The organism is Vibrio sp. V12_P9A6T4 (assembly GCF_963874835.1).
Classification (GTDB): Bacteria; Pseudomonadota; Gammaproteobacteria; order Enterobacterales; family Vibrionaceae; genus Vibrio; species Vibrio anguillarum.
In genome coordinates, this window is the sequence record NZ_CAWNJO010000071.1 from 56,212 (window position 1) to 81,299 (window position 25,088).

The 25,088-nt window shown below is 43.4% G+C and carries 23 protein-coding genes; 10 read left to right on the plus strand and 13 right to left on the minus strand.

Going from position 1 to position 25,088, the window contains the following annotated elements; all coding sequences use genetic code 11:
* Nucleotides 1–102: 102 nt before the first annotated feature.
* Complete coding sequence (locus AACQ42_RS11870) at nt 103–1,299, minus strand: multidrug effflux MFS transporter (RefSeq protein WP_094163317.1); 1,197 nt, start codon at nt 1,297–1,299, stop codon at nt 103–105.
* Between the two features lie 134 nt (nt 1,300–1,433).
* On the opposite strand from AACQ42_RS11870, the gene AACQ42_RS11875 reads away from it, so the two are divergent.
* Nucleotides 1,434–2,318 (plus strand): LysR family transcriptional regulator, encoded by an 885-nt coding sequence (locus tag AACQ42_RS11875; RefSeq protein ID WP_026029054.1) that lies wholly within the window; start codon nt 1,434–1,436, stop codon nt 2,316–2,318.
* Between the two features lie 216 nt (nt 2,319–2,534).
* Nucleotides 2,535–4,367: a putative bifunctional diguanylate cyclase/phosphodiesterase gene (locus AACQ42_RS11880; RefSeq protein ID WP_094165303.1), complete on the plus strand. Its 1,833-nt coding sequence runs from the start codon at nt 2,535–2,537 to the stop codon at nt 4,365–4,367.
* A 52-nt stretch (nt 4,368–4,419) separates the two neighbouring features.
* On the opposite strand, the gene AACQ42_RS11885 is transcribed toward AACQ42_RS11880, so the two are convergent.
* Both AACQ42_RS11885 and AACQ42_RS11890 read right to left on the minus strand, forming a co-directional pair.
* Nucleotides 4,420–5,727 carry a peptidoglycan DD-metalloendopeptidase family protein gene (locus tag AACQ42_RS11885; protein WP_017050287.1) on the minus strand — a complete coding sequence of 436 codons (1,308 nt, stop codon included), beginning with the start codon at nt 5,725–5,727 and terminating at the stop codon, nt 4,420–4,422.
* A 186-nt stretch (nt 5,728–5,913) separates the two neighbouring features.
* Nucleotides 5,914–6,213, minus strand: coding sequence for an isoamylase early set domain-containing protein (locus tag AACQ42_RS11890; RefSeq protein WP_026028657.1), 300 nt, complete (start codon nt 6,211–6,213; stop codon nt 5,914–5,916).
* 211 nt (nt 6,214–6,424) lie between these two features.
* Here AACQ42_RS11890 and AACQ42_RS11895 point away from each other — a divergent pair, with 211 nt between their 5' ends.
* From AACQ42_RS11895 to AACQ42_RS11910, 4 genes are all read left to right on the plus strand, one after another.
* Complete coding sequence (locus tag AACQ42_RS11895) at nt 6,425–8,086, plus strand: SulP family inorganic anion transporter (protein WP_017047410.1); 1,662 nt, start codon at nt 6,425–6,427, stop codon at nt 8,084–8,086.
* A 351-nt stretch (nt 8,087–8,437) separates the two neighbouring features.
* A complete protein-coding gene (locus AACQ42_RS11900; protein WP_094165305.1) occupies nt 8,438–9,814 on the plus strand; it encodes a YjiH family protein in 1,377 nt (458 codons plus the stop codon).
* Nucleotides 9,815–10,015: 201 nt separating this feature from the next.
* Nucleotides 10,016–10,483 (plus strand): molybdopterin-dependent oxidoreductase, encoded by a 468-nt coding sequence (locus AACQ42_RS11905; RefSeq protein WP_064626470.1) that lies wholly within the window; start codon nt 10,016–10,018, stop codon nt 10,481–10,483.
* Nucleotides 10,483–11,583 (plus strand): GGDEF domain-containing protein, encoded by a 1,101-nt coding sequence (locus tag AACQ42_RS11910; RefSeq protein ID WP_088733527.1) that lies wholly within the window; start codon nt 10,483–10,485, stop codon nt 11,581–11,583. The genes AACQ42_RS11905 and AACQ42_RS11910 overlap by 1 nt, the downstream gene beginning before the upstream one ends.
* 73 nt (nt 11,584–11,656) lie before the next feature.
* Here AACQ42_RS11910 and pstB read toward each other — a convergent pair whose 3' ends face one another.
* From pstB to AACQ42_RS11935, 5 genes are all read right to left on the minus strand, one after another.
* Nucleotides 11,657–12,406 carry a phosphate ABC transporter ATP-binding protein PstB gene (pstB, locus tag AACQ42_RS11915; protein ID WP_013868112.1) on the minus strand — a complete coding sequence of 250 codons (750 nt, stop codon included), beginning with the start codon at nt 12,404–12,406 and terminating at the stop codon, nt 11,657–11,659.
* Nucleotides 12,407–12,451: 45 nt separating this feature from the next.
* On the minus strand, nt 12,452–13,315 hold the full coding sequence (pstA, locus tag AACQ42_RS11920) for a phosphate ABC transporter permease PstA (protein WP_026027681.1): 864 nt from the start codon (nt 13,313–13,315) through the stop codon (nt 12,452–12,454).
* A gap of 5 nt (nt 13,316–13,320) precedes the next feature.
* Nucleotides 13,321–14,253 carry a phosphate ABC transporter permease subunit PstC gene (gene pstC / locus AACQ42_RS11925; protein WP_017045968.1) on the minus strand — a complete coding sequence of 311 codons (933 nt, stop codon included), beginning with the start codon at nt 14,251–14,253 and terminating at the stop codon, nt 13,321–13,323.
* A gap of 211 nt (nt 14,254–14,464) precedes the next feature.
* Entirely contained in the window at nt 14,465–15,286 is an 822-nt protein-coding gene (locus AACQ42_RS11930; protein ID WP_026027935.1) for a phosphate ABC transporter substrate-binding protein, read from the minus strand.
* 283 nt (nt 15,287–15,569) lie between these two features.
* The gene (locus tag AACQ42_RS11935) at nt 15,570–16,472 is read right to left on the minus strand and encodes a DMT family transporter (RefSeq protein WP_176429644.1); all 903 of its coding nucleotides are present in this window, start codon (nt 16,470–16,472) and stop codon (nt 15,570–15,572) included.
* A gap of 97 nt (nt 16,473–16,569) precedes the next feature.
* On the opposite strand from AACQ42_RS11935, the gene AACQ42_RS11940 reads away from it, so the two are divergent.
* From AACQ42_RS11940 to AACQ42_RS11950, 3 genes are all read left to right on the plus strand, one after another.
* Nucleotides 16,570–18,030 carry an aminotransferase-like domain-containing protein gene (locus AACQ42_RS11940; RefSeq protein WP_094165309.1) on the plus strand — a complete coding sequence of 487 codons (1,461 nt, stop codon included), beginning with the start codon at nt 16,570–16,572 and terminating at the stop codon, nt 18,028–18,030.
* A gap of 90 nt (nt 18,031–18,120) precedes the next feature.
* A complete protein-coding gene (gene speG / locus AACQ42_RS11945) occupies nt 18,121–18,642 on the plus strand; it encodes a spermidine N1-acetyltransferase (RefSeq protein ID WP_013868118.1) in 522 nt (173 codons plus the stop codon).
* 17 nt (nt 18,643–18,659) lie between these two features.
* Nucleotides 18,660–18,905 carry a Rho-binding antiterminator gene (locus tag AACQ42_RS11950; protein WP_013868119.1) on the plus strand — a complete coding sequence of 82 codons (246 nt, stop codon included), beginning with the start codon at nt 18,660–18,662 and terminating at the stop codon, nt 18,903–18,905.
* 48 nt (nt 18,906–18,953) lie between these two features.
* Here the strand turns inward: AACQ42_RS11950 and AACQ42_RS11955 are convergent, their stop codons facing one another.
* The 4 genes from AACQ42_RS11955 to ompW form a co-directional block, all read right to left on the minus strand.
* A complete protein-coding gene (locus AACQ42_RS11955) occupies nt 18,954–19,562 on the minus strand; it encodes a 2OG-Fe(II) oxygenase (protein WP_174223888.1) in 609 nt (202 codons plus the stop codon).
* 227 nt (nt 19,563–19,789) lie between these two features.
* Complete coding sequence (gene empA / locus AACQ42_RS11960) at nt 19,790–21,625, minus strand: zinc metalloprotease EmpA (protein WP_094165313.1); 1,836 nt, start codon at nt 21,623–21,625, stop codon at nt 19,790–19,792.
* 41 nt (nt 21,626–21,666) lie between these two features.
* Nucleotides 21,667–21,810 carry a hypothetical protein gene (locus AACQ42_RS11965; protein WP_019281242.1) on the minus strand — a complete coding sequence of 48 codons (144 nt, stop codon included), beginning with the start codon at nt 21,808–21,810 and terminating at the stop codon, nt 21,667–21,669.
* Between the two features lie 163 nt (nt 21,811–21,973).
* Nucleotides 21,974–22,612 carry an outer membrane protein OmpW gene (gene ompW / locus AACQ42_RS11970; RefSeq protein WP_094165315.1) on the minus strand — a complete coding sequence of 213 codons (639 nt, stop codon included), beginning with the start codon at nt 22,610–22,612 and terminating at the stop codon, nt 21,974–21,976.
* A 398-nt stretch (nt 22,613–23,010) separates the two neighbouring features.
* Between ompW and AACQ42_RS11975 the strand changes: the two genes are divergently transcribed.
* Nucleotides 23,011–23,415, plus strand: coding sequence for a cystatin domain-containing protein (locus AACQ42_RS11975; protein WP_094165317.1), 405 nt, complete (start codon nt 23,011–23,013; stop codon nt 23,413–23,415).
* A gap of 91 nt (nt 23,416–23,506) precedes the next feature.
* On the opposite strand, the gene AACQ42_RS11980 is transcribed toward AACQ42_RS11975, so the two are convergent.
* Nucleotides 23,507–24,682: a lytic polysaccharide monooxygenase gene (locus AACQ42_RS11980; RefSeq protein ID WP_254918563.1), complete on the minus strand. Its 1,176-nt coding sequence runs from the start codon at nt 24,680–24,682 to the stop codon at nt 23,507–23,509.
* Nucleotides 24,683–25,088: the final 406 nt, after the last annotated feature.

Below are 25,088 nucleotides of genomic sequence, written 5' to 3' on the forward strand. Positions count from 1 at the left end.
CGCCGAGATTATACCTCAAATTATTTCTCTTGTGCCGACATGTACGCTGCCAATGCACCACTAGACTTAAACCGCTTCAAACCGGAAGGGTATAAACAAGCATTAAGCGAATTTGGTTTGACGTAAGCGATAGGAAGAACACAACACCAAAAACATAGCGCAACTGGTTGCTAAATAGAACCAGCCTAGCGACATCTGACTCGTGATCCATCTTTCCACCAAGTATCCTCCTAAGAATCCAGCTAAGCACATTTGAATGGAGCCAGATAGAGCCGCAACGGAGCCCGCTTGAGTTTTGTGTGGCCCGAGCAGCATGCTGGTGGATAATGGAAATGAGATACCTTGCGCAATCGTTAACCAAGTAAATCCCCACACTAAATTGAACACGCTCATCGGTGTTATCAGTAACCAAACACCGGCAAAAGCCATAATGACAATCGCCAAAGCAAGTAAACGTTGGGATGAAAAACGATCATTGAGTAAGTTAACGGCAACACTGCCTATCATCAAACCCGCGGAAGGGACGATCATTACGGTTCCATAATCGGCGGCCGTTAACCCCAGCTTGTTTTGCAAGAGAAAAGGCAGCACCGACAGAGTCACTAAGCTAGATAAATAGCTGATCCAGTTGTAACTGGCGCTGGTCAGCACTTGGGAATTTTTCAAGAGTAGCAAGTAGTTATGCAATACGGCCTTAGGTTGAAACCGATGTTTCGCGTATGGCAACGTTTCTGGCAATATCCACCAACCTAAAATAAAAATGGTACAGATATACATTAATACGAACACAAACACGGACTGCCAACTTAAATGAAAGGCAAGCCACCCACCGAGCACAGGGGCAATAATTGGCATAATTGAGGCGGTGATGGCGATGTAAGAAAGCGCCTTTGTTAATTGCAGACCATCATAACTGTCGCGCAGCACACTGCGGCCAAGAACAGAAGCACTTCCCGCGCCAAGCCCTTGCAGTAGGCGACCAGCAGCCAACGCATGAAAATTATCCGAAAAACAGACACACAATACTGTACCGGCCAAATAGATCCCCTGCCCGAGTAAAAATGTCGGGCGTCTACCAACCGCATCAGACAATGGCCCGTAAAAAAGCTGTGACATCCCAAACGCCACTAAAAAGAGCGTGACGAGCCATTGAATACTGGCTTGGTCAACCATTAAGTCTCGGCTGATCAACGGCAGTGCAGGTAAATAGATGCTCACCCCAACTTGGCCCGTGGCAATGATCATCATCGCCAATAACATCGGCGTCTTTTTAAATGGTGTGCTAGCGAGAGTTTTCATGGGTTGCTAAGTGAGCTCTTATCGTCGGTAGATGTGGTGTCAAAATACGTTTTCAGTATATATTGGCAACTCAGATTTGATAATAAAGCACTCAGGAAATGAATTAGTTCCAATGAGGAATGAGTAGGGTAACGATGGATTGGATACAAAATGTTAAAACATACATGCGAGTGGTTGAAGAAGGCAGCTTTAACGGCGCGGCACGTAAGCTCAATACCACCAGCTCAGCCATCAGTAAACGAGTACATTGGCTGGAAGAGAAAATTGGCGTGCAGTTACTTAAGCGCACCACACGAACGGTGACACAAACCGAAGCGGGTGCTCTCTTTTATGAGCGAGCAAAAGCACAACTTGAAAGTTGGCAATCGGTGGTTGATGAAACACGATCTGTCAGCCAAACTCCCGCTGGCCTGCTAAAAATTGGGGCGACACTCTCTGTGGGCTCAAAATTTTTGGTGCAGTATTTAGATGAATTTCTACAGCGCTACCCTGACATTCGAATCCAACTGACCACAACAACTCCGGGGCAATTGCCCGAACTTCACCTTGATTTATTCATCAGCCGAGAAATTGACCAACTCAACTCCCTCAGTTTTAAAGCCTCACCCCTATTTGAACATAGGGCCGGCTTTTATGCTTCTCCTAACTATATTGAAAAATATGGTATGCCCAAATCTGCCGAACAGCTTCAGCAGCACAATGTCTTGATTTGGGGAGAACACACAACGCGCGAATTAAAAACCTCAACGGGCAAACGCCTATCGTTATCGGGTAATTTCGCGACAACCAATCCAGAAGCACTTTTCTATGCAGGCAAAAATGGCATGGGAGTGATTGTCACCAACGACGTGATGGTCAAAGAAGAGCTACGTTTGGGCAATCTGGTACGTTTGCTACCCGATATCACCGTGGATCAAGCAACGGTTTACGCTTATTACCCTAAACTTGATTATCAACACACTCGAACTCATTTATTTCTCAACTACTTAAAAGAAAAATTAACGCATGAAGCTAGATAACTAAATTGGGGTTACGTCTATTTCCATCACACAATTGTCCACCAGAGCAAATTTATCCCTAGACAAAAAAGTACTCATAAAACTCTGAAACTAAGCCGCTGAATAACCAATATTTTATTTTTTTGCGTCTCAAGTACCCATCATTGCGAGTGGCAAAACTGCGCAATGTCGACCATAGTCACTAAGTGCATATTCTAAAAAAACAGAGTACGACATATGACTAAAACATCATTGGCTAGGGATGCAGTTAGTCTAAACACCATTAACGAGCTCATGCTGCTCGATGGCTCTGAGTTACATGATCGAGCCACATTGGTGCTGCATACACATTTTCAAACCTGCTGTACATGCATCGTCGAGTTAGACAAATGGCATTACAGAGCTCACACCTTATCTCATGCTGGTGAGGCGCCAGACAACAACGACACGGGTTATCCGCTCAGGGGAACACCGTGTGAGCAAGTGTGGAAATCAAAACAGGAATACTGTCTGTTTCCATCACAAGTGACCAAAATTTTTCCTGATGACAAGTTTCTAATTGAAAATAAGATTGATGCCTATATCGGTATTCCACTACGTGCCAAGAATGGCGAAATACTCGGAATGCTCGTGTCTACCTTCTATTCTCCCATCGAAGATGAGGAATTCGTGATTGGCTACCACCGAATCATTGCGAACATAGTCGTTCACAGCCTGCGCAATAAGTGGTTGAGCGAACGCTCTGACAGCTTGGTTAATCAACTTAGCTATGAAGTTTCTCACGACAACCTGACTGATTTAATGAACCGCAGTTATCTAGCTGACAAATTAGAACGCTTAGTTGAAACAACCAATGAACCGTTTACTCTTGCTTATTTAGACATCGATAATTTTAAATCGATCAATGACTTATATGGGCACTATATTGGCGACCAAATCATTAAGTTTGTGGCTAATGCCATCATTAAAAGCGTTCCGGAAGAGAATTTGGCATTTCGAATCGCAGGGGATGAATATGCGTTTATCACCTTCTCTAATGATCCGTTGCAAATCTGCCGCTGTATATTGGATAAGCTAAATATAGGTTATGTCGATGCATCACATCGCATTAAAATTAGCTTAAGCATTGGCATTTCAAGGAAAACTCAAGAGACAATCACGGCCGATCAACTGATTCTCAATGCCTGTTTAGCACTCAAAGAGTGTAAGCAAACTCGCGGTAGTAATATCCGTTGCTATGATACCCATCTGAGTGACCAATACCATCGTCAAACCCAAATCACAGAAGCTCTACGCCGTGAACTCAATAAGTTAACCAGTAAAAATAGTGAACTATTTGTGGTGGCGCAACCGATCGTCAGTCGTCACCAAGAACAGTGGAACTATTTTGAGATTCTCACTCGCTGGAATAGCGAAACTCTGGGTGCGATTTCACCGATTGAGTTTATCGATACTGCTGAGCAGTCAGGTTTAATTGTGGAATTAGGAGAACGCATTGTTGAGCTGGCATGCCTAGCAAAAGTTGAGCTAGAGGAGGGCTTAGGCTACAAGGTAAAATTAGGACTTAACTGTTCGGCACATGAACTGATCAACTCCAAGCGCTATCTCGAACACTTAATGCAAACCATTACTCAATACGGCTTTGAGCCTAATGAATTCACAATTGAGCTCACCGAAACAGTACTACTTTCACAAACCAGTGAAGTTAGATACATCTTAGATAAGCTCAGACTACTTGGTTTTACCATCGCGCTTGATGACTTTGGCACTGGCTATTCGAGCTTGAATTACATCCATAGCTACCCCATCGATTGCATTAAAATTGATGCCACTTTTATCAAAAACATGGTGTGTAACGAAACAGCGGAGCGCGTAGTTTGGTTGATTATTCAATTGGCAAATCAACTTCGAGTTGATCTCGTCGCAGAAGGGGTGGAGAACCAAGAAGCTCTGGAGAAACTCTATGCTATGGGCTGTGAACAGATCCAAGGTTACTATTTTTCAAAGCCAGAAACACCGCACTCTATCGTGACTCACTGGAACAACATGAGCCATGTACGGCGCGCATAAAAAACCCTCACTCTGAAAGTGAGGGATTACTAATATCCATTATGCTATCAAATTAAGACTCTTGGTCAGCCGAAGACTCACTGGTGGCATACCGCAGTTCTTGCTGCTGAAGCATAGAATCGAGTTCATTACGCCTTGCAACAAACCCCGCCATCTCTTTTTTAGGCACTGAGTTTGCCATTGGTATGTTGGCGGTCATGGCATTCACTGCGCGATCTCGAACCATCAGCTCATAATGCAGATGAGGCCCAGTGACTCGGCCCGATTGCCCAGATAAACCGATCCGCTCACCTCGCGATACTTTCTGACCTTTACGCACTAAAATTTTACTCAAATGCAAATAGCGTGTTTTGTAAGTACTGCCATGTTGTATCACCACGTAATTACCCGCATAAGGGTGCTTACGCGTCATGATCACCGTACCATCGCCAGTCGAGAATACCGGAGTACCGACTGGTACACCAAAATCAGTACCATTGTGCGGAGCCACTCTTTTTGTGACTGGGTGCAGGCGATGCGCATCAAAGTTAGAGGTAATGCGTTTATTTGTCGTCGGATAGCGTTGAAATGCGCGCTGTAAACTATCGCCATTTTTGTCATAGTACTGCCCATCACGGTGTAAATAAGCAGAAACGTCTTTGCCTCGACTGTAGATTTTAATCGCTTGGATTTCACGATTGCCCGTCAATTTCTCACCGACAAATTGACGAGATTGAACCACTTCAAATCGATCGCCAACCCTAAGATCACGAGAGAAATTGAGTTTATCTTTAAGTAAAGAGACGATCTGTTCTATCTCAGCGCTGCCTAACCCTATCGAATTGACCGACTGAGAAAAGCTGCCTTGGATCTCGCCAACCATGGCGAACTCTTTCCATACACCCGGTATTTTAACATCTTGAAACTCATAGGTACCATCATCTAAACGTGAATATACCGCGCGCTCGACTAGGCTAAATTCTAGCTCCATTTTGGAAAGCGCATTTCCATTTTGCGCTTTCCAAAACCTGAGGATGTTGCCAGGTTTTAACGTATCCAATGCGAGGTAGTTTAAATCGGTTTCCATAATCTTCATCAAGTCTTGGTAACCAAAGCCAAGTTGATTAAAGATAGTACTTAAATTGTCACCAGATTTAATCTCATATTCAAAATCCGGAAGATTTTTTACCTCAATAGCATCAGATAAAATCGACTGAACAATTTGAGTTTCGGTAATAGAGAGCTCAATTTGGCGCTGTAAGGAGCTATCCTGAATAGACGAGGAAAATGCGATGGCCGCGACAATCGGTAGGCCAATAATCGACGCTTTTTTTGGAAGTGAAAGCTCAGAAAAGCGCAGAATGAGAGAACGAGGAAGCACTATCTATCCTGTGGATTAAGTCAAAAGAGCCTCAAGATTAAGACTTTCTGTTTCAAAAGTCACCTATATCGTGTGATTCTATGGTCAAAAAAGGCACCGGAGTGCCTTATAACAAATCAACAATTACACGTAAAAATGAGTACTGTCCTAATCATGTTTCACGCTTTCACAAGATTTATCAACAACCTATTGATAAGTCGTTACTAGGCTATTTTCCTCGCCAAAACCATTGGCAATGTACTGGTCAGCGCTAGGATCGTTAACCCATTGTTGGTCATCCAACAAGTAACGAAATTGAAATTCAGCATCTTTAGGTAAACGGGTTTTAAATTTAAAACTATTACTTTTCGCCACCTTTTTCATTGGTTCTGGTTGCCAGTCAAGAAAGTCCGCTACTATCGCAACATTGCCAGCCGTATCTGGGACGTCCACTTCAAAGGTCACTTCGACTTCTTCTTTTGTTTTAAAAAAACGTTTATTAATCATCACAAACTCCATCTCTGTATAAAAAACATCCTACCTAGTGAATCATAAGAAAATAGACTCACATCCACAACTCTAAATAGTAAAAATTCCGCCGCCGAACCACTATATTTATAACCTCCGTTGAATATTCACCCCTCTTTACAGCATTTTAAATGAGCGTAGAATCCACCGCGCTTTCTATTTTCCCCTATTTTCAATAAGGTTATCAATTATGTTTGCCGTATATGAATCCTATAAAGCCGGTCTACTGCGACCAAAACAGTGGCTAAATAATATTAGTGCAGGTTTGATTGTAGGGGTTGTCGCTCTGCCACTGGCGATGGCATTCGCTATTGCTTCTGGCGTGAAACCGGAGCAAGGGATATACACCGCCATTATTGCAGGCATTATCGTTTCACTGTTTGGCGGTTCGCGAGTGCAGATAGCCGGCCCAACGGGCGCTTTCATCGTGATACTCGCTGGAATTGTTAGCCAGTATGGGGTCAGTGGGTTGCAGATAGCCACTATGATGGCCGGTGTGATTCTATTAGTTCTGGGGGTCGCAAAACTCGGTAGCATCATCCGCTATATTCCTGACCCCGTAATCGTCGGCTTCACCAGCGGTATCGGTGTCATCATCTGGGTTGGGCAATGGCAAGAGTTCTTCGGCCTCCCCAAGATCGAAGGTGAGCATTTTCATCAAAAATTAGTGTCTATTTTCCATGCCTTTCCGCAGATGGATTGGGCCACAACAGGCCTTGCGTTATTTTCACTCGCGCTGGTTATCTTCGGCCCTAAGATCCCGAAGCTCTCGAAAGTACCAGGGCCGCTGCTTGCTCTCGTCACCGTTACCGTGTTGCAATATTTTGTTGGCTTTGAAGGGATCCGCACGATTGGATCGGCTTTTGGAGGCATACCTCAAGGACTGCCAGAGTTTTCGCTTCCAGAAGTTAGCTTCTCTCAAATTATTCTATTGATTGGCCCTGCTTTTGCGATTGCCATGCTAGGTGCGATTGAATCATTGCTTTCTGCGGTGGTCGCCGATGGTATGGCGGGCACCAAACACAACTCAAACCAAGAATTAGTCGGCCAAGGTATCGCTAATATCGTGGCTCCGCTCTTCGGTGGTATTGCAGCAACAGGCGCCATTGCACGTACTGCAACCAATATACGCAACGGGGGGACAAGCCCACTTTCGGGCGTGGTGCACTCGCTCACTCTGGTCATTATCCTTATTGCACTTGCACCATTAGCCGTCAATATTCCACTGGCAGTACTCAGTGCGATTTTGTTCGTCGTAGCATGGAACATGAGTGAAGTTCCCCACTTTATTAAATTGGTTAAACGTGCACCCAAAGCCGATGTGGTTATTTTGTTGCTAACCTTTGGATTAACCGTGTTTGCTGACTTAGTTGTCGCCGTCAATATCGGGGTGATCATCGCTACCCTTCACTTTGTAAAACGTATGGCATCTAGTGTTGAGGTAAAAGCCAGTACACACCATGAGCTCAGTGCTGAGCTGCTTCGTCACGGGCAAACTCAGTTACCAAGAGAGCTCGCCGTTTATGCCTTAGAAGGCCCATTTTTCTTTGCTGCGGCTGAAACCTTTGAGCGTGTGATGAGCAGCATTCAAGAGCAGCCAGAAATTTTAATTATTCGCCTTAAATGGGTTCCATTTATGGACATTACTGGCCTGCAATCCATTGAGGAAATGATCGAAAACTTCCATAAAAAGAATGTGCAAGTGTTGATCTCTGGTGCAAATACTCGTGTTGCAATGAAACTGAAAAAAGCGGGGATTGTTGATTTGGTCGGTGAAGATAATTTCTTTAGTCAATTCGATGATGCGCTTAGCGTTAGCCTACAACGTTTGAATATCAGTACAGCTCAATAAAGCTCATTGGACCTATACATTTTTGGCCTTTAGCCTTCGGTTAAAGGCCTTTGACTGACCCGTCCCTCTTACCTTAACCACCCAATTTTCCGCAGCCCTCCTTAACTCTTTTTAAAACGCACGCCTCAATCACCAACAGATTATTAACCAATGCAACAATAACAAAACAAATGACCATGTTATCTGAGAATAACAGCTCTTTTGTTTGAATACTTAACCTTGATTAATGAATAGTATTGCAAGCCATCTTAAAAATAGATATTCTTGCCTGCAATGACTAAATAGAGCTATTTAGTGCATTTTTATGCCACCAGTTGGTGACTATTGACCCGCAGTAATACGAGACACGACATGCAAGATAACGCTCAAACTATTGAAGCTCCTGTAGCACCAACACAAAGTAGCTTTTGGATGTTTTTCATTCCTTCGTTAATTGGTCTATTTTTGTTTATGGCACCAATTAGCTACCAAGGTGACTTAACCATTCCAGTTGCCGTCCTTGCTAAATCTATCCAAGCTATTTTGGGCGATTACCTTGTTGCAATAGTGACAGTGATCATCGCCTTTATGTCTGCAGCTTCCATTTTATGTAAAATTTTTCAACCTGCATTCATTACAAAGAGTCCTTTCTTAAATGGGCTTTTTAATCCATCGGCTCTTTGGTTAGCCGTCCGTGTATTTGGTGGTATCGCCGTCATCATGACGTTTTTCCAAATCGGCCCTAAGGCTATCTGGGAAGAAAACACTGGCGGTATGGTTCTTGAGGGTTTATTACCCACTTTATTTTCTGTATTTATTTTTGCAGGGCTTTTGCTGCCTTTACTGCTTAACTTCGGGCTACTGGAGCTATTTGGTAGTTTATTAAGCAGAATCATGCGTCCAGTTTTCAACCTTCCAGGCCGTAGCGCAATCGACTGCATGGCTTCTTGGTTGGGCGACGGTAGTGTCGGTATTTTGCTGACCAGCAAACAGTACGAAAGCAAATTATACACACAGCGTGAAGCCGCTATTGTTGGTACAACGTTTTCTGCCGTTTCAATTACCTTCAGCTTAGTCGTTATTGCGCAAGTTAAGCTAGAGCATCTGTTCCTACCTTTTTATGGCACCATTTGCCTTGCAGGCTTTGTTGCAGCGATCATCATTCCTCGCCTGCCACCATTAAGTTTCAAAAAGAACACTTATATTGATGGTACCTCTCCAGCTAAAGATGCCGATGCAGTTCCAAGCGGCCATACCTCGTTCTCATGGGGGATGGAATTAGCACTGGCGAAAGCAAGCCAAGTTAAATCTGCAAAATCGATCTTCGCTGAAGGCATGCGTAACGCTGTTGATATGGTGTTTGGTGTGCTACCTGTCGTGATGGGCTTGGGTACTCTGGCTCTGATTGTTGCAGAATACACCTCTGTATTTTCTGTATTGGGCCAACCGTTTATTCCTTTTCTAGAATTACTTGGTGTACCTGAGGCTGTTCAAGCATCTCAAACCATTGTGGTCGGCTTTGCGGATATGTTTATTCCCGCGATTCTTGCAGCTTCCATTGATAATGAAATGACACGTTTCGTGATTGCGGCCATGTCAGTGACTCAGTTGATCTATATGTCTGAAGTGGGTGCATTAATGTTAGGCAGCAAAATTCCTGTCAACATCCTTGAGCTGTTTGTCATATTTATTCTGCGTACGCTCATTACACTGCCAGTGATAGCTGGTGTAGCACATCTCATTTTTTAGTAAACAATGCGGCAGTAACGGCACTAATAACATTTCAATATGCAAGTCCCCACTTATGTGGGGATTTTTTTGTTCTAAACTAAAGATTGATTCGACCAAATTAACAGAAATATAAATAGAAAATAATTTCATTGATTAAATTATCACCTTATACTTTTAGCCTATGCTCTAAGAAAAAAGCAGAAGTAAATAAGGTAGTTTATGATGAGATGGATAACCGCTTTACCACTTATTTTTTTCAGCTTATTTGTTCATGCTGCAAGCTTAACTATTACCCTCCCAAACCAAGATCGGGTTACTTATTCTCTTGCACAATTGGCAGAGATACTGCCTCGTGAAACCTTCACGACTCAGCTTCCTTGGTTACCAAAAGAAAATACTTTCACTGGTTTTAAAGTTATTGATTTAATTAATCATTTGCAAGTTGGACAGGTTTCTTCTGTATCATTTTTGGCCATTAATGATTACGCCGCTAATATTGCAATTGAAAACTTAACTCGCTATGAACCCATTATTGCTTATCACATGAATGGCGATGAAATGAAAATAAGAAACAAGGGGCCATTTTGGCTGATCTACAATCTAGATAAATATCCACAAATAGACAATGACATTTATTACACCCAGATGGTGTGGCAGTTAGAAAAACTATTGATTCACGGTAAATAATGAATTTTACAAAATACAGCACTTTACACCCCTTGCTATACCGAGCAAAAACACTGTTGATTGTCCTGTCAGTCGCCTTGATCGTCGCTAATTTGTATATACTTTCGACCACACGCTCTTTAGCCAACTCCTATACCGACCAACGTAACTATGCAACTTGGTATTTATTCCAGCTCACCAAGGAGTATTCTGAGCTGGTTGCTTCGATTCCTTATTACCTAGAGTCAAAGGAGAAGAGAGCGCACACTTGGCTGCAGTATGAGCTGATTTGGAGCCGTTTTGACTTGATTCTAACGAGTAAGGAATCGGATAATTTTATGGGTAGAACGGATTCCCAGCATTTCTTTAAGAACAACTTTGATGATTTCAAAATATTAGAAAGCTTATTGCTGGCCGTTAAAGATCAAAAGTCATTGGCTGTATTTGAAAAACATGCTCGCTTGATTTACGACCAGATTATCGGCTATGTAAACCAAAACTTTCAACTGCAAAGCCCTATCTATCTCGAGCAAAAAGAAAAAGCAAATAGGCTAACACAGGTACAATTTCTGCTGATGTTCTTGATGCTGGGTTGCATTGGCTTAGTTAGCTATATTTTTCATAAAGAAGCGGTTGCTCAGCGTACCTTAGCGTTAACTGACCCTCTAACTGGACTTGCAAACCGCCTTGCTATGTTTGAAGAGCTGAATCAAATTTCTACCAACAACCCCTTCTCTCTCTTTCTTCTCGACTTAAATGGCTTTAAGCCCATTAACGACCAAAATGGTCATAAAGCAGGGGACAGTGTGTTGCAACAAGTAGCGTTTCGCTTAACACATTCGATTCCAACCTTTGATTATTCGGTATTTCGTATGGGGGGTGATGAGTTTGCCCTGATCATCCATAGCGTAGATGCGATGGAACTGAGCATTATGCAACGCCACATTAAAGCGTGTTTTAAAGAGAATTTTTTCGTGGATAATGGAGTGGGAGCAAAGCTTTCAACCAGTATCGGTATTGCCTCTTTTCCTAAAGATTCAGCCAATATTAATCAATTAATACATATTGCGGATAAGAATATGTATGCCATGAAGTTTCTACAAAAAAGCCCCTCTGTATGAGGGGCAAAGTTACCATCGCTTTATAGTTATAATGAGTCCGCTATTATTCCAGGTTAGCCGCTGCAATAAGTGACTAGCCGAAATCGCCATTGACATATCCCATGGTTCTATCATCTTTAGGATTGTTGAAAATCACTTGTGTATCATTGTGTTCAACCAATTCCCCCATTAAGAAAAACGCTGTGCGATCAGAAATACGACGCGCTTGCTGCATTGAGTGCGTGACAATAACGATGGTGTAATTCTTTTTCAGCTCTTCCATCAATTCTTCAATTTTGTGTGTTGCAATCGGGTCAAGGGCGGACGTTGGTTCATCCATCAAAATCACATCCGGCTCCATCGCTATCGTGCGTGCGATGCACAAACGCTGTTGTTGACCACCAGAGAGGCCAAACGCATGTGACTTCAAACGATCTTTTACTTCATTCCACAACGCCGCGCCGCGCAATGAGCGCTCAACCACTTCATCGATGTGCTTTTTATCTTTAATCCCTTGTGCGCGTAACCCATACGCCACGTTTTCATAAATACTCATTGGGAACGGATTTGGCTTTTGGAACACCATTCCCACTTTGATACGCAGATCTGCAACATCAATATTGCCGTAAATATCTTGCCCATCCATCGCCAATTTACCGGTGATAGTCACGCCTTCAATGAGGTCATTCATTCGGTTCAAACAGCGTAATAAAGTCGATTTTCCGCAGCCAGAAGGGCCAATCAGCGCTGTCACTTGACGAGTTGGAATAGGCAGGTTGATTGATTTTAGCGCTTGGTTATCGCCGTAAAAAAGGTCTAGGTTTTCAATATTAAATTTGTTCATTCTTGTTATCTCTCAAAATTCTGTAAATCGCGCCCAACGCTCTGCTTAATAAGAAGCGGTATTAAATCGTCTTGCGATTAGCTTCGTCACCATGTTGATCAGTAGCACAACCACAATCAGCACGGTTGCTGTGCCGTAGGCTTGATTCCACTCTTCAACCGTGAACAGCTCTGTTGTGAGCTTGTAAAGGTGAACGGTTAGGGTGCGGCCTGAATCGAGCAATGAATCAGGAATACGTGCCACCATTCCTGCGGTTAAAAACACAGGGGCCGACTCGCCAATAACACGACCAATACTCAAAATAATTGACGTGAGGATGCCGGGCATTGCACTTGGCAAAATCAGACGCCAAATGGTGTATATTTTTGAGGCTCCAAGACCATAAGAACCTTCGCGATAAGTTTGAGGAACGGCCATCAACGCTTCTTCTGTGGTCCGAATGATCACAGGCAAAATCAAAATGCTGAGCGTTAGCGCACCCGACAAAATAGAGAAGCCTAAGCCTAGAATCACCACAAAGAAGGTCATGCCAAATAGACCAAAGATAATGGAGGGGATCCCCGCCAAAGATTCGGTACAAAAGCGGATCACTTTCACCAAGCGGCTACCGATTTTGGCGTATTCGGTAAGATAAATCGCCGTCATAATACCCAACGGGGCGGCCACCGAAATAGAAGCGATCACCATATAAATCGTCGATATGATCATCGGGAAGATCCCGTGTTCATTGCCAGTACGGGTGTAATCGTCAGTAACGAAATTCCAATCTACGTGTTGTAGCCCGTTAGAAAGGATGTACCAGATAATCCAAAATAGGAAGCCGACTGTTACAGCGGCCGCAATCCAAATAGATATTTTCAATACGTTATCTTTTAGCTGGCGGGCACGTTTTAGTTTTACTGTATCCATCACTATTATCTCGCTCTCTCACGGTTTAAATAGAGCAATGTGGCATTCAAGATCATGATGAATGCCAATAGCACAACGCCTGTTGCATAAAGCGCACTGGCATGAACACCACTTGCGTAAGACATTTCAATCGCAATATTGGCTGTCAGCGTGCGTGCTGAGTCTAAAATACCTTCAGGCATCGCTGGCGCGTTGCCCATCACCATAATAATGGCCATGGTTTCACCGAGCGCACGCCCAATTCCTAAGATGACGCCGGTCATAATTCCGGAGCGAGCTGCCGGTACCAGCAATTTGAAGATGGTAAAAATACTGGATGCACCTAATGCCAAAGAACCTTCTTTGTACGCATGAGGGACTGCGCGAATAGAAGTCTCGGACACGGTAATCACCGTCGGTAAGATCATGACACCAAGCACAATAATGCCCGCGAGAATGGTATTGCCCGCAGGAACTTGGAAAATGTCCTGAATCAAAGGAACAATAATCACAAGACCAAAGAAACCATAGACCACGGAAGGAATACCAGCGAGCAATTCAACGGCTGGGCGAATGATATTCGCGACACGTTTTGGTGCGACTTCGGCAATAAAGATAGCGGTGAGTACGCCCACAGGCACACCAACGATAACCGCACCAAACGTTGAAACCACAGAAGCGACAATCATAGTTGCCACACCATACAGAGCTGGCGGCAACCAATCTTGTCCAAGGACGATACCCGAGATACCCACTTCTTGAAATGCGGGAATACTTTCGCGGAAAATGAAGTAGGCAATGATGGCAAGAGACACAATGCCAATAATGGCACTGGTAAGAAACAACCCGTGGAAAATGCGCTCTTTCCAGTCCACACGCTTTTTAGCACGAAGTGCACGTTTGGAAGCTTGCGTAGAAACGTTGTTCATAAGCTTTTCACTATTTGTTGCGATGGTCATAGTATCAATCTCACTATTCGATGGAATCGACGTGGATAGAAAAGGCTCAGCCCCAACGATGGGCTAAGCAAACTTTTAAAGTTATTTCCCCAAACAACTTGAAGTGGCGGCTAAACAGCAAGTCAGTGAATTCCCATCCACATGGATAAAGCATGTGATTGGGCTGAACGAAACAACGTCGCTGCAACTTCAAGTCGAATGGGAGAGTCAATTAGTTCACTGCGATATAGTGATGTTCTGCAACGAGTTTTTGAGCTTCAGGCGTTAGCATCCAATCAAGGAACTGTTGCGTTTGAGCGGATGGTTGGCCTTTTTTGTACAGTACAAGGAAAGGACGAGCCACTTTATATGAACCATTTTTCACGTTATCTACCGATGCATCAGTACCGTCTACCGCTAAGGCATGAACCGTGTTATCAACGGTGCCAAGAGAGATGTAACCGATGGAATAAGGGTTAGACGCAACCATAGTTTTCAAACTACCGTTACCGTTAGCTACTTGAGCTCGTTGAGAGATAGCAGATACCGTCTTGTCTGAGATTTTTTTTGTCAGTTTCATAATCTCTTCGAATGCACCACGAGTACCTGATGCGGTATCGCGAGTAATTGCAACGATAGGTTTGTCTTCACCACCGACATCTTTCCAATTCGTGATCTCGCCTCGGTAAACGGCAGAGACTTGTTCAGCACTCAACCCTTTTACTTTATTGCTTGGATGCACAACCACCGCTATACCATCAAGCGCAATCTTTTCTTCAACTAATGATGCTTCTTTTTCTGAGCTTTTTAGGCCACGTGAAGACATACCAATATCCGCACTGCCGTTCTTAGCGGCTTTAATACCGGCAGAAGAACCTGGGCCTTGAACCTCAATAAACACGTCCGCGTTTTTCTTCATATATGTTTCAGAGAAAACTTCCATCAATGGCGTTACGCTGCTAGAGCCAACAGCAGAAATGGTTTCTTTTGCAAAAACTGGGTTAACTGCCAATGCACCTAAAAGAGCGATTGCACCGATTACTGTCTTTTTCATCACAAATATCCTTAAGAGGCTTTATTGCCGTTGTGTATTGAACGAAACTCACTTTAGGACGCAAATATGACAGTTGTGTTTCACTTAGTTTAAAACTAGATGACACTGTGAAATTTTTTAGGAAAACAGAGGAAGGGCAGCGCATTTTTGAGTGCATCGCTTTAAGATCAATCTGAAAAAATTAGCAACGTCATTAGGTGCCACCGGGAGTCGGAAATTATCCATTTATTACCCAACCACCAGCAGAGCACCCCATTCTAAGTTCGGTTTATAGGGGGGAATTTTATGAACGCTCAAATACCGGTTTCGCCAATTTTCTCAGCAGATTCGGCTTTTTCACCACCAGATAAACAGCCGTAACAGCAAGGCAGAAGCCCGCGACACCAAACCCATCCAATGATTCATCAAAAGCAAGCCATGCTTGAATGGCGGTGGTTGGCGGTACAAGATAAAACACTGAAGCCACACTTGAGGCCGCACCGTGTTCAACCATATACAACAGCAATAAAATAGAGACACATGACAGCACCACAACCAGCCATACCAGTGTCATGATAAAGGTCGGTGTCCATTGCACTTGCATGGTTTCAAAGCTCCAAGCCCAAGGTAAAAATAGGCATAACGCAGCCACATATTGCACGGTAGCGCTGCCAATCATATCCACACCTTGGCAAAATTTTTTCTGATATAAGGTGCCGAGCGTGATGCCGAGCAGAGATAACAAACACAAACTAATGGCTGGCCATTTGTGTACTTCCGATTGCCACTCAATGTTACCCATCAAGACGAGACTTATCCCAGAAAACCCAAGAGCTAACCCTAACCACTGCGCCAGATTAAAGCGCTCTGTACTCATAAAAACCAGCAGCAGCGCAGTTAAAATGGGTTGCGTCCCCACCAGCAGAGCACTTAAACCTGCTGGCATTCCCCAAGAAATCGCTTGGTAGGTTCCGCCCAAATAGCAACCATGAATCAACACGCCCGCTATACAGGAATGCCACAAATGGCGACCACGCGGAATGCGCCTTTTGAGCAATAACAGCAAACCAATAAAAAGCACCACGTTCGCCACCATGCGCAGCGTGAGCAGCGTGGCAGGTTCCGCATACATTAAGCCAAACCTTGCGCCAACGAAACCAGATGCCCATAGCACGACAAACAAGAACGGGATCATTCTTACAAACATCACAAAATTCCTAGCCACAATCGATTCTATGCTGCTACTTTATTTGGGTACAGTTATGCGTAAAAGGCACAGATTTGAATAATTTAGTGGGTACAGAATGAAAAGTAAGCTTAAAAACACGGATCCTAAATATACTGAACCTAAATATACTGAGGTAAAACGTCATCTTAAGCAGACCATCGACGATGGTTTATTCCACGCACACGATAAAATGCCTTCTATTCGCCAGCTATGCGAACAACTGTCTGTCAGCAAAAATACCGTTATTCGTGCTTATCAAGAGTTAGAAGCGATGAATGTCATCTACTCTCAGCCTCGTTCAGGCTATCGAGTCCAAGGTGCTGTAACCCCTTTGGAGATTTCGCTGCCACAACCCAATAGCATTGACCTGCTCTCTTTATCTAAATCAATTTTGGTTCAACCCACAGTGAAACATCACATGCCCGCAGGTTCAGCGCATCCTAATACGCAAAGCGCCGCGATTCGTAGTTTGTATGCAGAAATTGGCCGCCACAGCCGCCAGCAAACGCACATTCCTAGCCACTATCAGCTACCGCCAGGTAATAGCCATTTAGTCAAACAACTGCTAAAAATATCGCAAGATTTGGGCCTACAAATCAAAGCACAAGAAATCGCCATTACGCATGGCGGTCAGCAGGCCATTAGCCTCGCATTTCGTGCATTAACCAAGCGCGAAGACATTGTGGCCGTTGAGTCACCTTGTTATTTTGGCACGCTGCTGTTGCTTGAATCATTAGGCTTAAAAGTGATGGAGATCCCCAGCCATAGTGTCGATGGCATCGACATCAGCGCCCTCGAACAAGCGCTATCTCAATGGCCGATTAAGGCGATTCTCGTCACGCCTAATTTTAACAACCCAACCGGTTCACAAATGCCTCTGGAAAAACGTAAACAGCTTTTGGCTGTCAGTGGTGATACACCAATTATTGAAGATGATGTGTTTGGTGGCCTGTATTTTCAAAAGCCGATACCTTGTTTGAAGATGTTGGATGGCAAAGGCCGCGTTATTTACATCAATTCGCTCTCCAAAACCTTGGATTCACGGCTGAGGATCGGTTGGATCATCGCGGGAAAGTATCAAGCACAAATAGAAAAGATATTGCTCAGCGAGAATATGGGCAGCTTGAATTTAATCCAATCAGCCGTAGCGGAATTTCTCGAAAGTGGTAAGTACCGTCAACATCTAGCCAAAATGCGCCGCACTTACCAACTGAACCAGCAGCGCTTTGCCAAATTGCTCACCACCTCGCTCAATCACTACCCGTCGCTGCAAGGGCAGTTTCAATTAAGCCGGCCTGAAGGTTCATTTTTATGCTGGCTGACACTTCCGCCATTCATCGATAGTTTTGAGCTTTATCAACGTGGCCTGCAAAACAAAATCAGCCTCCTGCCGGGGCATCTTTTTGCAACACAGGGGCAATTCCAACACTGTATTCGTTTCAGTGTAGCGAACTTTGAAGACAACATGGCATGGCAGGAAAGCATCAACAAACTGACCGAACTGATTCATCTCGTGGCATCAGATCACAAGACGTAAGCATACGCATTTTAAAAAATTGCTGACTAACCACTTGTATTGCAACAAAGTCGGCATAAGATGAATGCCTTAGTTCAATGAAGGTTTGCTATGAATAATCAATTATCATTAAGAGCGTTAGAGCGCGGTGACTTACGCTTTATCCATGATCTCAATAACAACCGCAACATTATGTCTTACTGGTTTGAAGAGCCTTATGAATCTTTTGATGAACTGGAAGAGCTGTACAACAAGCACATTCACGATAACGCCGAGCGTCGGTTTGTGGTTGAGAACCGAGATAAGGAACTGATCGGTCTCGTTGAATTAATTGAAATTGATTACATTCACCGCAGTGGCGAGTTTCAGATCATCATCACGCCAGAGCACCAAGGAAAAGGGTTTGCACAAACCTTGATCAACAAAGCCTTAGACTACTCTTTCACCATTTTGAACCTACACAAAATCTACCTGCATGTGTCGACGGAAAACGAAAAAGCCATCCATTTATACCAAAAAGCCGGCTTTGTTGAGGAAGGGCACTTAGTTGAAGAATTCTTTATTAATGGCCAATATCGTGATGTAAAGCGCATGTACATTTTGCAAAACGCGTATCTTAATAAGCCCGCGTAACGTCATAGGAGTGAATAATGGTCACTTGCAGTCAATATGATTACATTGAGCTCGCGTGTTTGTTTCATTTGCCCGTCAAGCTCACTTTAAAAAATGGTATTACCTATTCAGGCACCGCGATGGACACTCTGCGCAATGAACACCAACAAGAGTGCATTGTGTTGAAAAATGAACAAAGTGAACACTTAATTGAAACCAATGCCTTATTGATGATGGAGGCATTAAGCTCACATCCTCATTTTACCCTGATCAAATTTGACTGATAAAAGAGCGTGGCAGCACAAAAGCCACGCTTACTTATTAGCTTTGCGTTAACTGGCAATATCGAGCTTGTTGCCCGTCACGCCATTAATGCGAAACCACCCAGCGATGCTGAAACGCTCAGCATTGGTAGGTTGTACTTCATGCGGAAAACGTTCGGATAAAAAGACCAGTAAACGCCCCGCTATCGGCGCAACCGTCGCGAGATACTGATCTTCAACATCGTAAATAACCAACTCACCTGCATCAGCACCACACCACCGATCATTCATATAAAATACCGTCGTCAGTTTTCGGCTGGCGTTGCCTGTAAAGGCGTCGAGGTGTTTTTGGTAGAATGCTCCTATTTCATATTTGGCAAAATGAGCTTCATATTCAAATAGCCCAAGAAAAAAGTGGCGGTTAACCTCTTCGCGAATTTGCTCCATACGTTGCAAATAGTCTTGCACAGGCAGGCCCATGCTGTTTTCAATCCACTGGATTTTATCGTTGCGTATTTCAACCTCTAATTGCAAGGCATCGTGCCTGCCAATTCGCGCCACTTGTAACTGCGGTGGCGTACACGCTCGTAGGTTTTTGGTTTGCTCTGGTGTTAAAAAGTCATCCCATATGTACCAACCTTGATCGGCAATTGCGTCCATCAATTTATCTAACGACATTTTCACACTACATATAACAAAAGTGCTGTGGTTATATCGATAGCAAGCCATAACAACAAATCGGTGTTTCGATGCTTAAGACAAGGCGAATTTGTGGAGGTGGAGAAGCTGGCAAGAAAAGACTAGAAACAAACACCGTGGTTGTTGAACAACCTATCGTTGAATACACTCCTACATAACAAAGGGGCACTGACTCGTGCCCCTTTAAATTTAATCAATAAAGATAATTAATCCAGTCTTAACGTTACACCACTGTAGTTACTATAGCCTTTGAGCATCACATGGTAGGTGGTTCCTGGTGTTGCAGAAATTGTGCACTGTTCATTGTTACCCGATTTGTAAGGGCGACAATCCCACGAAGACGTGGTTGGTTTGCTGCCGGCTTTGACATACAAATCAGCATCACCTGAGCCCAAACTGATCGAAACTTTAGCGCTGGTTGAGCTTGCGACCGTAAAGGTATAGAAGGCTTCGGAGCTTCGCGTACCTTGTAACCCTATTACTGGTTTGCCTTTTTCTAGCACATTCCCCGTTGGAGGCACTACGCCACAGCTAGCATTTACGCCCACTTGGTTAAAGGCATCAACCACATCCGCTTTGTTATAACCTAAGTCTTGTGCCGCTTTTGCGACGCCACATCCACCTTGGTCAAAGGTACTGTTTGCTGTCCAATATAACTGGTTAGCGACGGTGAACACTTCAAAACCTTTACGAACCGACCAATTGGCTTTGTTGGCTAGCAAATAATACGCGCGATTAAACACACCACTTGAATAGTGAACATTTAATCCATTGTAGTATTGAGAAGCGTGATCGATAGAACGGCCATCTTTTGACGGTTGATCAAAATAACGTAAGCCACCGGAAGATTTGAAAATGTCGCTCCCGACCACCCAGTCAACGCTGCCTTTCATATAAAATTCAGCTGCTTCCCCAGCAATATCAGAGAACGCTTCATTGATACCACCAGACATATTTTGGTAAACAAGCCCTGAGTTCTGCTCGGTAAAGCCGTGGCTCACTTCATGCGCGCTGACGTTGATATCCACTAATGGATAAAATGTATTTTGGCCATCACCAAAGGTCATGGACGATCCGTTCCAGAAGGCGTTTTCATAGTTGCTATCATAATGCACACGCATAGTTAGCTGGAAGGTTAATGGAGTGGTGTTCATCCAGTCTTTGTACATATCGAACACCACTTTACCAAAGTAGTGTGCATCATTAAGCGGTGAATAAGCGCCATTAATCGCTTTGTAATCGTTGTAATTACTCGCGTCGGTACATGAATAGCTGAACGTTGAACCACCCGATGTCGCATGCTTCATATCCACGGTTTTTACAGCGCTATTCACCATGCTACAGGTGTTGCCTACTTTATTTATCACTAACCCTGGGAAATCTGTTCCGTACTGATAAAAACCTGTCTTCTGATTTCCACCAGGTCCAGTACCCGTCGCCTCTGCATGGTTTAACCCTTCCCAAGTTTGTAATACGTCACCAGAGTTCGCATCAATAAAGAAAAATGGCCGTGCAGGCTCATTGGTTGCAACAAAGAAGTCGACTAAATAAACCATTTGAGCTATTTGGTTTTCGTCCAAACGCACCATCAATTGAGCACGCTCGTTTTCTGTAACAAGATCCGCACTCGTTAGTGATGGGTTTTGTTGTTGGTAATGCGTAAGTGCAATACTAACCGCCTGCTTTTGTTCAACTTGTGGTGAAGTGCTTACCACATCAGAATCAATTTGCTGCGCCATCATGCCGTAAACTTGGCCGATACCTTTCTCAGTTTGCGTTGCTACGACTGACGTATTAAAGACCGGTAAACCATGATACATCTGCTGGTAACGAACTTTGACTTTACCATTAGGTAGAGTGACGCTTTTTACCACCTGAAAGCCATTTTGTGTTGGCACAATACTGCGAGCCTGCATGGATAAAGTTTGTTCTAGTAGACTTGGATCATCAACCTGCACCATTTTCGCGGCTGATACTGGTAGTGCTGCGCTGATAGAGGCTGCGAGGAATAGCCACTTCATTTGACGTTGTACTTTTTTCATTTCTCAATCCTAGAGAGTTATTATTAGCATCCGCTGACGACTTACATCCAATCAACCACCAGCGACGTGACTGCGAATGATTCGCTCATTGAAAATGGATCAAGAAAACCAACTTCGCCAGTAGCACGGAAAAATAGTGCAAAACGAGCGTCAAATAAAATGGTCACAAAAAAGACAATAGCCAAAATAACTCGAAGATTTATTACAATAATTAACTTATATATTAACGAGATAAACATAAATGATAATTATGTGTACATTTAATAGTGCACATAACTATCAATATAATTTTTGCTTGAAATTGAAAAAGGCAGCGCTCGCTGCCTTCTATTAATCACCTTGCTACCACTAAAACTTATAACCAGCGCCTATCATAAATACCCAAGGATCAATGGTCACATCGGTTTTTTGCTCAATGCCGCCAAACTTATAAGTCGCTTCAGTTTCAATATCGGCATACCAAACTGACGCATTCAAAAACCACTGTTCGTTGAGCATATAATCAAAACCAGCATTGGCCGCTAAACCCCAAGAATCTTTGAGTTTGAGATCCGTTAAATCGGTATTTTTTCCATTAAAACCTTCATCGAAGAACATGGTGTAGTTAATGCCCGCTCCAACATAAGGACGGAATTTCGATGACGCTTCACCAAAGTAGTATTGCAACATAAAAGTCGGCGGTAGATGTTTTGTTTCAGCAATGTCACCTAAGTTCAAAAGATTGGTTGAAATAGTATGGCTAAAAGGTGTAGCCGCTAACACTTCAAAGCTAATATTGTTGGTGATCATATAGCCTATTGTTAAGCCAAGCTGAACGTTTGAGTCCACAGCAAGCTCTTCATTTGAGCCTAAAATACCATCGCTGCTATCATTGGGCACCACAGCGGCAAGACCGGCACGCACAATAAAGTCACCTTCTTTGTGGGCAAAAACATTCGTAGAAACAAGAGCAGAAAGCACGGCAAGGCCGCAAAGTGTTTTTTTCATTGTGATTTCCTTTTTGTAGGGCGGGGTAATAGTTTTTATTTGCGCGCACAGTAGCACATAAAAACCACACTTTTTTGATGGAAATCAATTTGTAAAATTTATCGCCGATCAGCTTACAACTCTGCAACCTTGATCACTTTTCTAGGCATAAAAACACACAGTCATGTAATGCGTTTTTTATGTGCATCACACCTAGCCTAACGTTGAAATGGCTTTGTTATTTATGGTTAAAAACTGACAATATTGGTAAGAAATAGTAATAGCGTTTTATTGTCAGAAAATATCATCATAATTTATCACGCACCTAACAGAGCTTGACGGACTCCTCACACCACAATTGTTAATATGAACTCCTCAGATTAACCCTTTCTGCTTTTCTAAAAACAAAGGACAACTCAATGAAACGATTTCTTTTACCTCTATTTGGTTTACTCGCGTTAGCGGGGTGTGATCAACAAACGCAAACAGAAAGTACTAAGGCTCTAGAGCCCACCGCCATGGTGACGGAAACAGATGCCGTACCGTCACCCATCTGTGCAAGCGAGTTGATGCCGGGAGGTTGGCAAGCGACAGAAATTACCGACGAAGCTAAAGAAGCGTTGAAGAGCGCTTTAGCACAAATGGAGAGCAATGCACAATTAAAAGACATTATCGATGTCCGTTCACAAGTGGTTAACGGGGTGAATTATGCCATTGAGTTTGAAATGGATGATGGCAGCATTTGGAATGCGATAATCTATCGCAGTTTAGAAGGTGATTACTCGTTAACCCAACCAGCAAAACAAGGCAAATTGTGTGAATAACCTCATCTCATAAGCCATGATTAAACCAGAGTTAGAGAGTAAAAAGAGGCCATGGCCTCTTTTTACTACTCGATACTATAGCTATTTAATACTATCGCCATACACCCCATTCACCCGTAGTTCCGGGCTCTTCATTTTTTGTCCACCACTGTGCGGTCCAAGTTTGCTGCTTGTGCATAACGACATCACCGGACGTATAAATTTTAGTCGCATTCCAAGCGTTATCGGGAACAGGTGGCTGTGGCGTTTCCTCTTTTAGCAAAGAAAGCTGATAACTGTAAGTCGCGTTTGGAGCAAACACACGGTTAGCATACACATTCTGGCTATCGTACATATAGTGATTCATTTCTTGGTGCCAAATACCAATAAACCACTCCCCTTTTTTCACTTGGTTAAACTGACCTGCCATTTCCGCTGGCCACGTTGCTGTATTATTGGCTGAAATCGCTAAGCTGATATCGGTCGTTTCATTGCCATTGGCATCGAAGGTACGCAAACGAACCGTATCGCCAGATTCAACAGGACCAAAACCTTGTGAAAGATAACCACCAAGATCGCTGAGATTCTGCGCAGGTTCTGATGGGTCTGTCGGATCCGTTGGATTCGATCCACCACCGCTAAAACTAATATCACTGCAGTTATAAAAACCTTCGCCCGCGGCATCAATACGTTGCCAGCGGGTATAAAGCACTGCATCACCACTTCTATCGGCAGGCAGGGTAATCTTTATGCGATATTTTTTATCCGTCCCCACGGTGATATTACCTTTGGTATCAATAAGATCCAGATCATCCCAAGTTAATGGGGCCTCACCGGTATAAGTCGGTTTAGAGAGATAAAACTCCCAATAAGAGGGGTTATGTGGCGCGGTAGCATTAAAGACTAATTCGATTTGTTGATTAGCGTCTAAATTCACGGCCGTTTTTTGCCAATGAGGTGAAGCAACATCTAACCCTGCTTTCGCGTTGCTACCTGCGGAGCACAACAAGCCGTCGCGAACAACAGCTTGAACATGAGCCATGTCACGATAATTTGCCACATTGGCCGCCACTTCATTGCGTTGTACAAAAGGATAAGCTCCAGACTGATCAAAAGCCGCTTGGCATGCTGCATTAGGGATCGTATTACTCCAGAAACCACCATCTAGGTAACAGGTATTTTGCCGCGCGCTCGGAAATTCAACCCAACCATGAGCTTGTACATGAGCAGAAAGCAATCCGCTCAATGAAAGCAAACCCAACACACTGACTTTATTAAAATTATTCATCATTCTTCCTTTTTGTATTATTAGCATCAATGCCACAGAACGACACTCTGTAACACATGAATTGCCAATCAAAGCTAGCAAGAATTATCAATAGACAGTGTCAAATCTGGGTAGGAATACTGGACTATTTGCTTATTTTGCCACTCTCTTTCCAATCAAAAAGGATATGAATCATTGAACTCACAGTGAGTTTCGAGTGACTTCATGGTTTAACAATTTTTGCCAACTTTCCTTATCTGCGATTTAATTGACGACAAAACAACCAAAAACAACCATCTTGCGAACAAAAGTGAAAACGATTACATCTCAATTTAATGGCACTAACCATGAAAAAATGAAAACTAATCATTTGTTTTTATGCACAAATTAATTCCCTTGTAACATTTGTCACAGAAATACATTCAGT

Coding starts and splice junctions, on each gene's coding strand:
- AACQ42_RS11905 (WP_064626470.1), top strand. CDS start 10,016: ATGATGAGATGGATAACCGCTTTACCACTTATTTTTTTCAGCTTATTT.
- ompW (WP_094165315.1), bottom strand. CDS start 22,612: ATGAAAAAAACACTTTGCGGCCTTGCCGTGCTTTCTGCTCTTGTTTCT.
- pstA (WP_026027681.1), bottom strand. CDS start 13,315: ATGGATACAGTAAAACTAAAACGTGCCCGCCAGCTAAAAGATAACGTA.
- speG (WP_013868118.1), top strand. CDS start 18,121: ATGAATAATCAATTATCATTAAGAGCGTTAGAGCGCGGTGACTTACGC.
- AACQ42_RS11930 (WP_026027935.1), bottom strand. CDS start 15,286: ATGAAAAAGACAGTAATCGGTGCAATCGCTCTTTTAGGTGCATTGGCA.
- AACQ42_RS11875 (WP_026029054.1), top strand. CDS start 1,434: ATGGATTGGATACAAAATGTTAAAACATACATGCGAGTGGTTGAAGAA.
- AACQ42_RS11975 (WP_094165317.1), top strand. CDS start 23,011: ATGAAACGATTTCTTTTACCTCTATTTGGTTTACTCGCGTTAGCGGGG.
- AACQ42_RS11950 (WP_013868119.1), top strand. CDS start 18,660: ATGGTCACTTGCAGTCAATATGATTACATTGAGCTCGCGTGTTTGTTT.
- AACQ42_RS11940 (WP_094165309.1), top strand. CDS start 16,570: ATGAAAAGTAAGCTTAAAAACACGGATCCTAAATATACTGAACCTAAA.
- AACQ42_RS11870 (WP_094163317.1), bottom strand. CDS start 1,299: ATGAAAACTCTCGCTAGCACACCATTTAAAAAGACGCCGATGTTATTG.
- empA (WP_094165313.1), bottom strand. CDS start 21,625: ATGAAAAAAGTACAACGTCAAATGAAGTGGCTATTCCTCGCAGCCTCT.
- AACQ42_RS11910 (WP_088733527.1), top strand. CDS start 10,483: ATGAATTTTACAAAATACAGCACTTTACACCCCTTGCTATACCGAGCA.
- AACQ42_RS11880 (WP_094165303.1), top strand. CDS start 2,535: ATGACTAAAACATCATTGGCTAGGGATGCAGTTAGTCTAAACACCATT.
- pstB (WP_013868112.1), bottom strand. CDS start 12,406: ATGAACAAATTTAATATTGAAAACCTAGACCTTTTTTACGGCGATAAC.
- AACQ42_RS11980 (WP_254918563.1), bottom strand. CDS start 24,682: ATGAATAATTTTAATAAAGTCAGTGTGTTGGGTTTGCTTTCATTGAGC.
- AACQ42_RS11895 (WP_017047410.1), top strand. CDS start 6,425: ATGTTTGCCGTATATGAATCCTATAAAGCCGGTCTACTGCGACCAAAA.
- AACQ42_RS11935 (WP_176429644.1), bottom strand. CDS start 16,472: ATGTTTGTAAGAATGATCCCGTTCTTGTTTGTCGTGCTATGGGCATCT.
- pstC (WP_017045968.1), bottom strand. CDS start 14,253: ATGACCATCGCAACAAATAGTGAAAAGCTTATGAACAACGTTTCTACG.
- AACQ42_RS11900 (WP_094165305.1), top strand. CDS start 8,438: ATGCAAGATAACGCTCAAACTATTGAAGCTCCTGTAGCACCAACACAA.
- AACQ42_RS11955 (WP_174223888.1), bottom strand. CDS start 19,562: ATGTCGTTAGATAAATTGATGGACGCAATTGCCGATCAAGGTTGGTAC.
- AACQ42_RS11890 (WP_026028657.1), bottom strand. CDS start 6,213: ATGATTAATAAACGTTTTTTTAAAACAAAAGAAGAAGTCGAAGTGACC.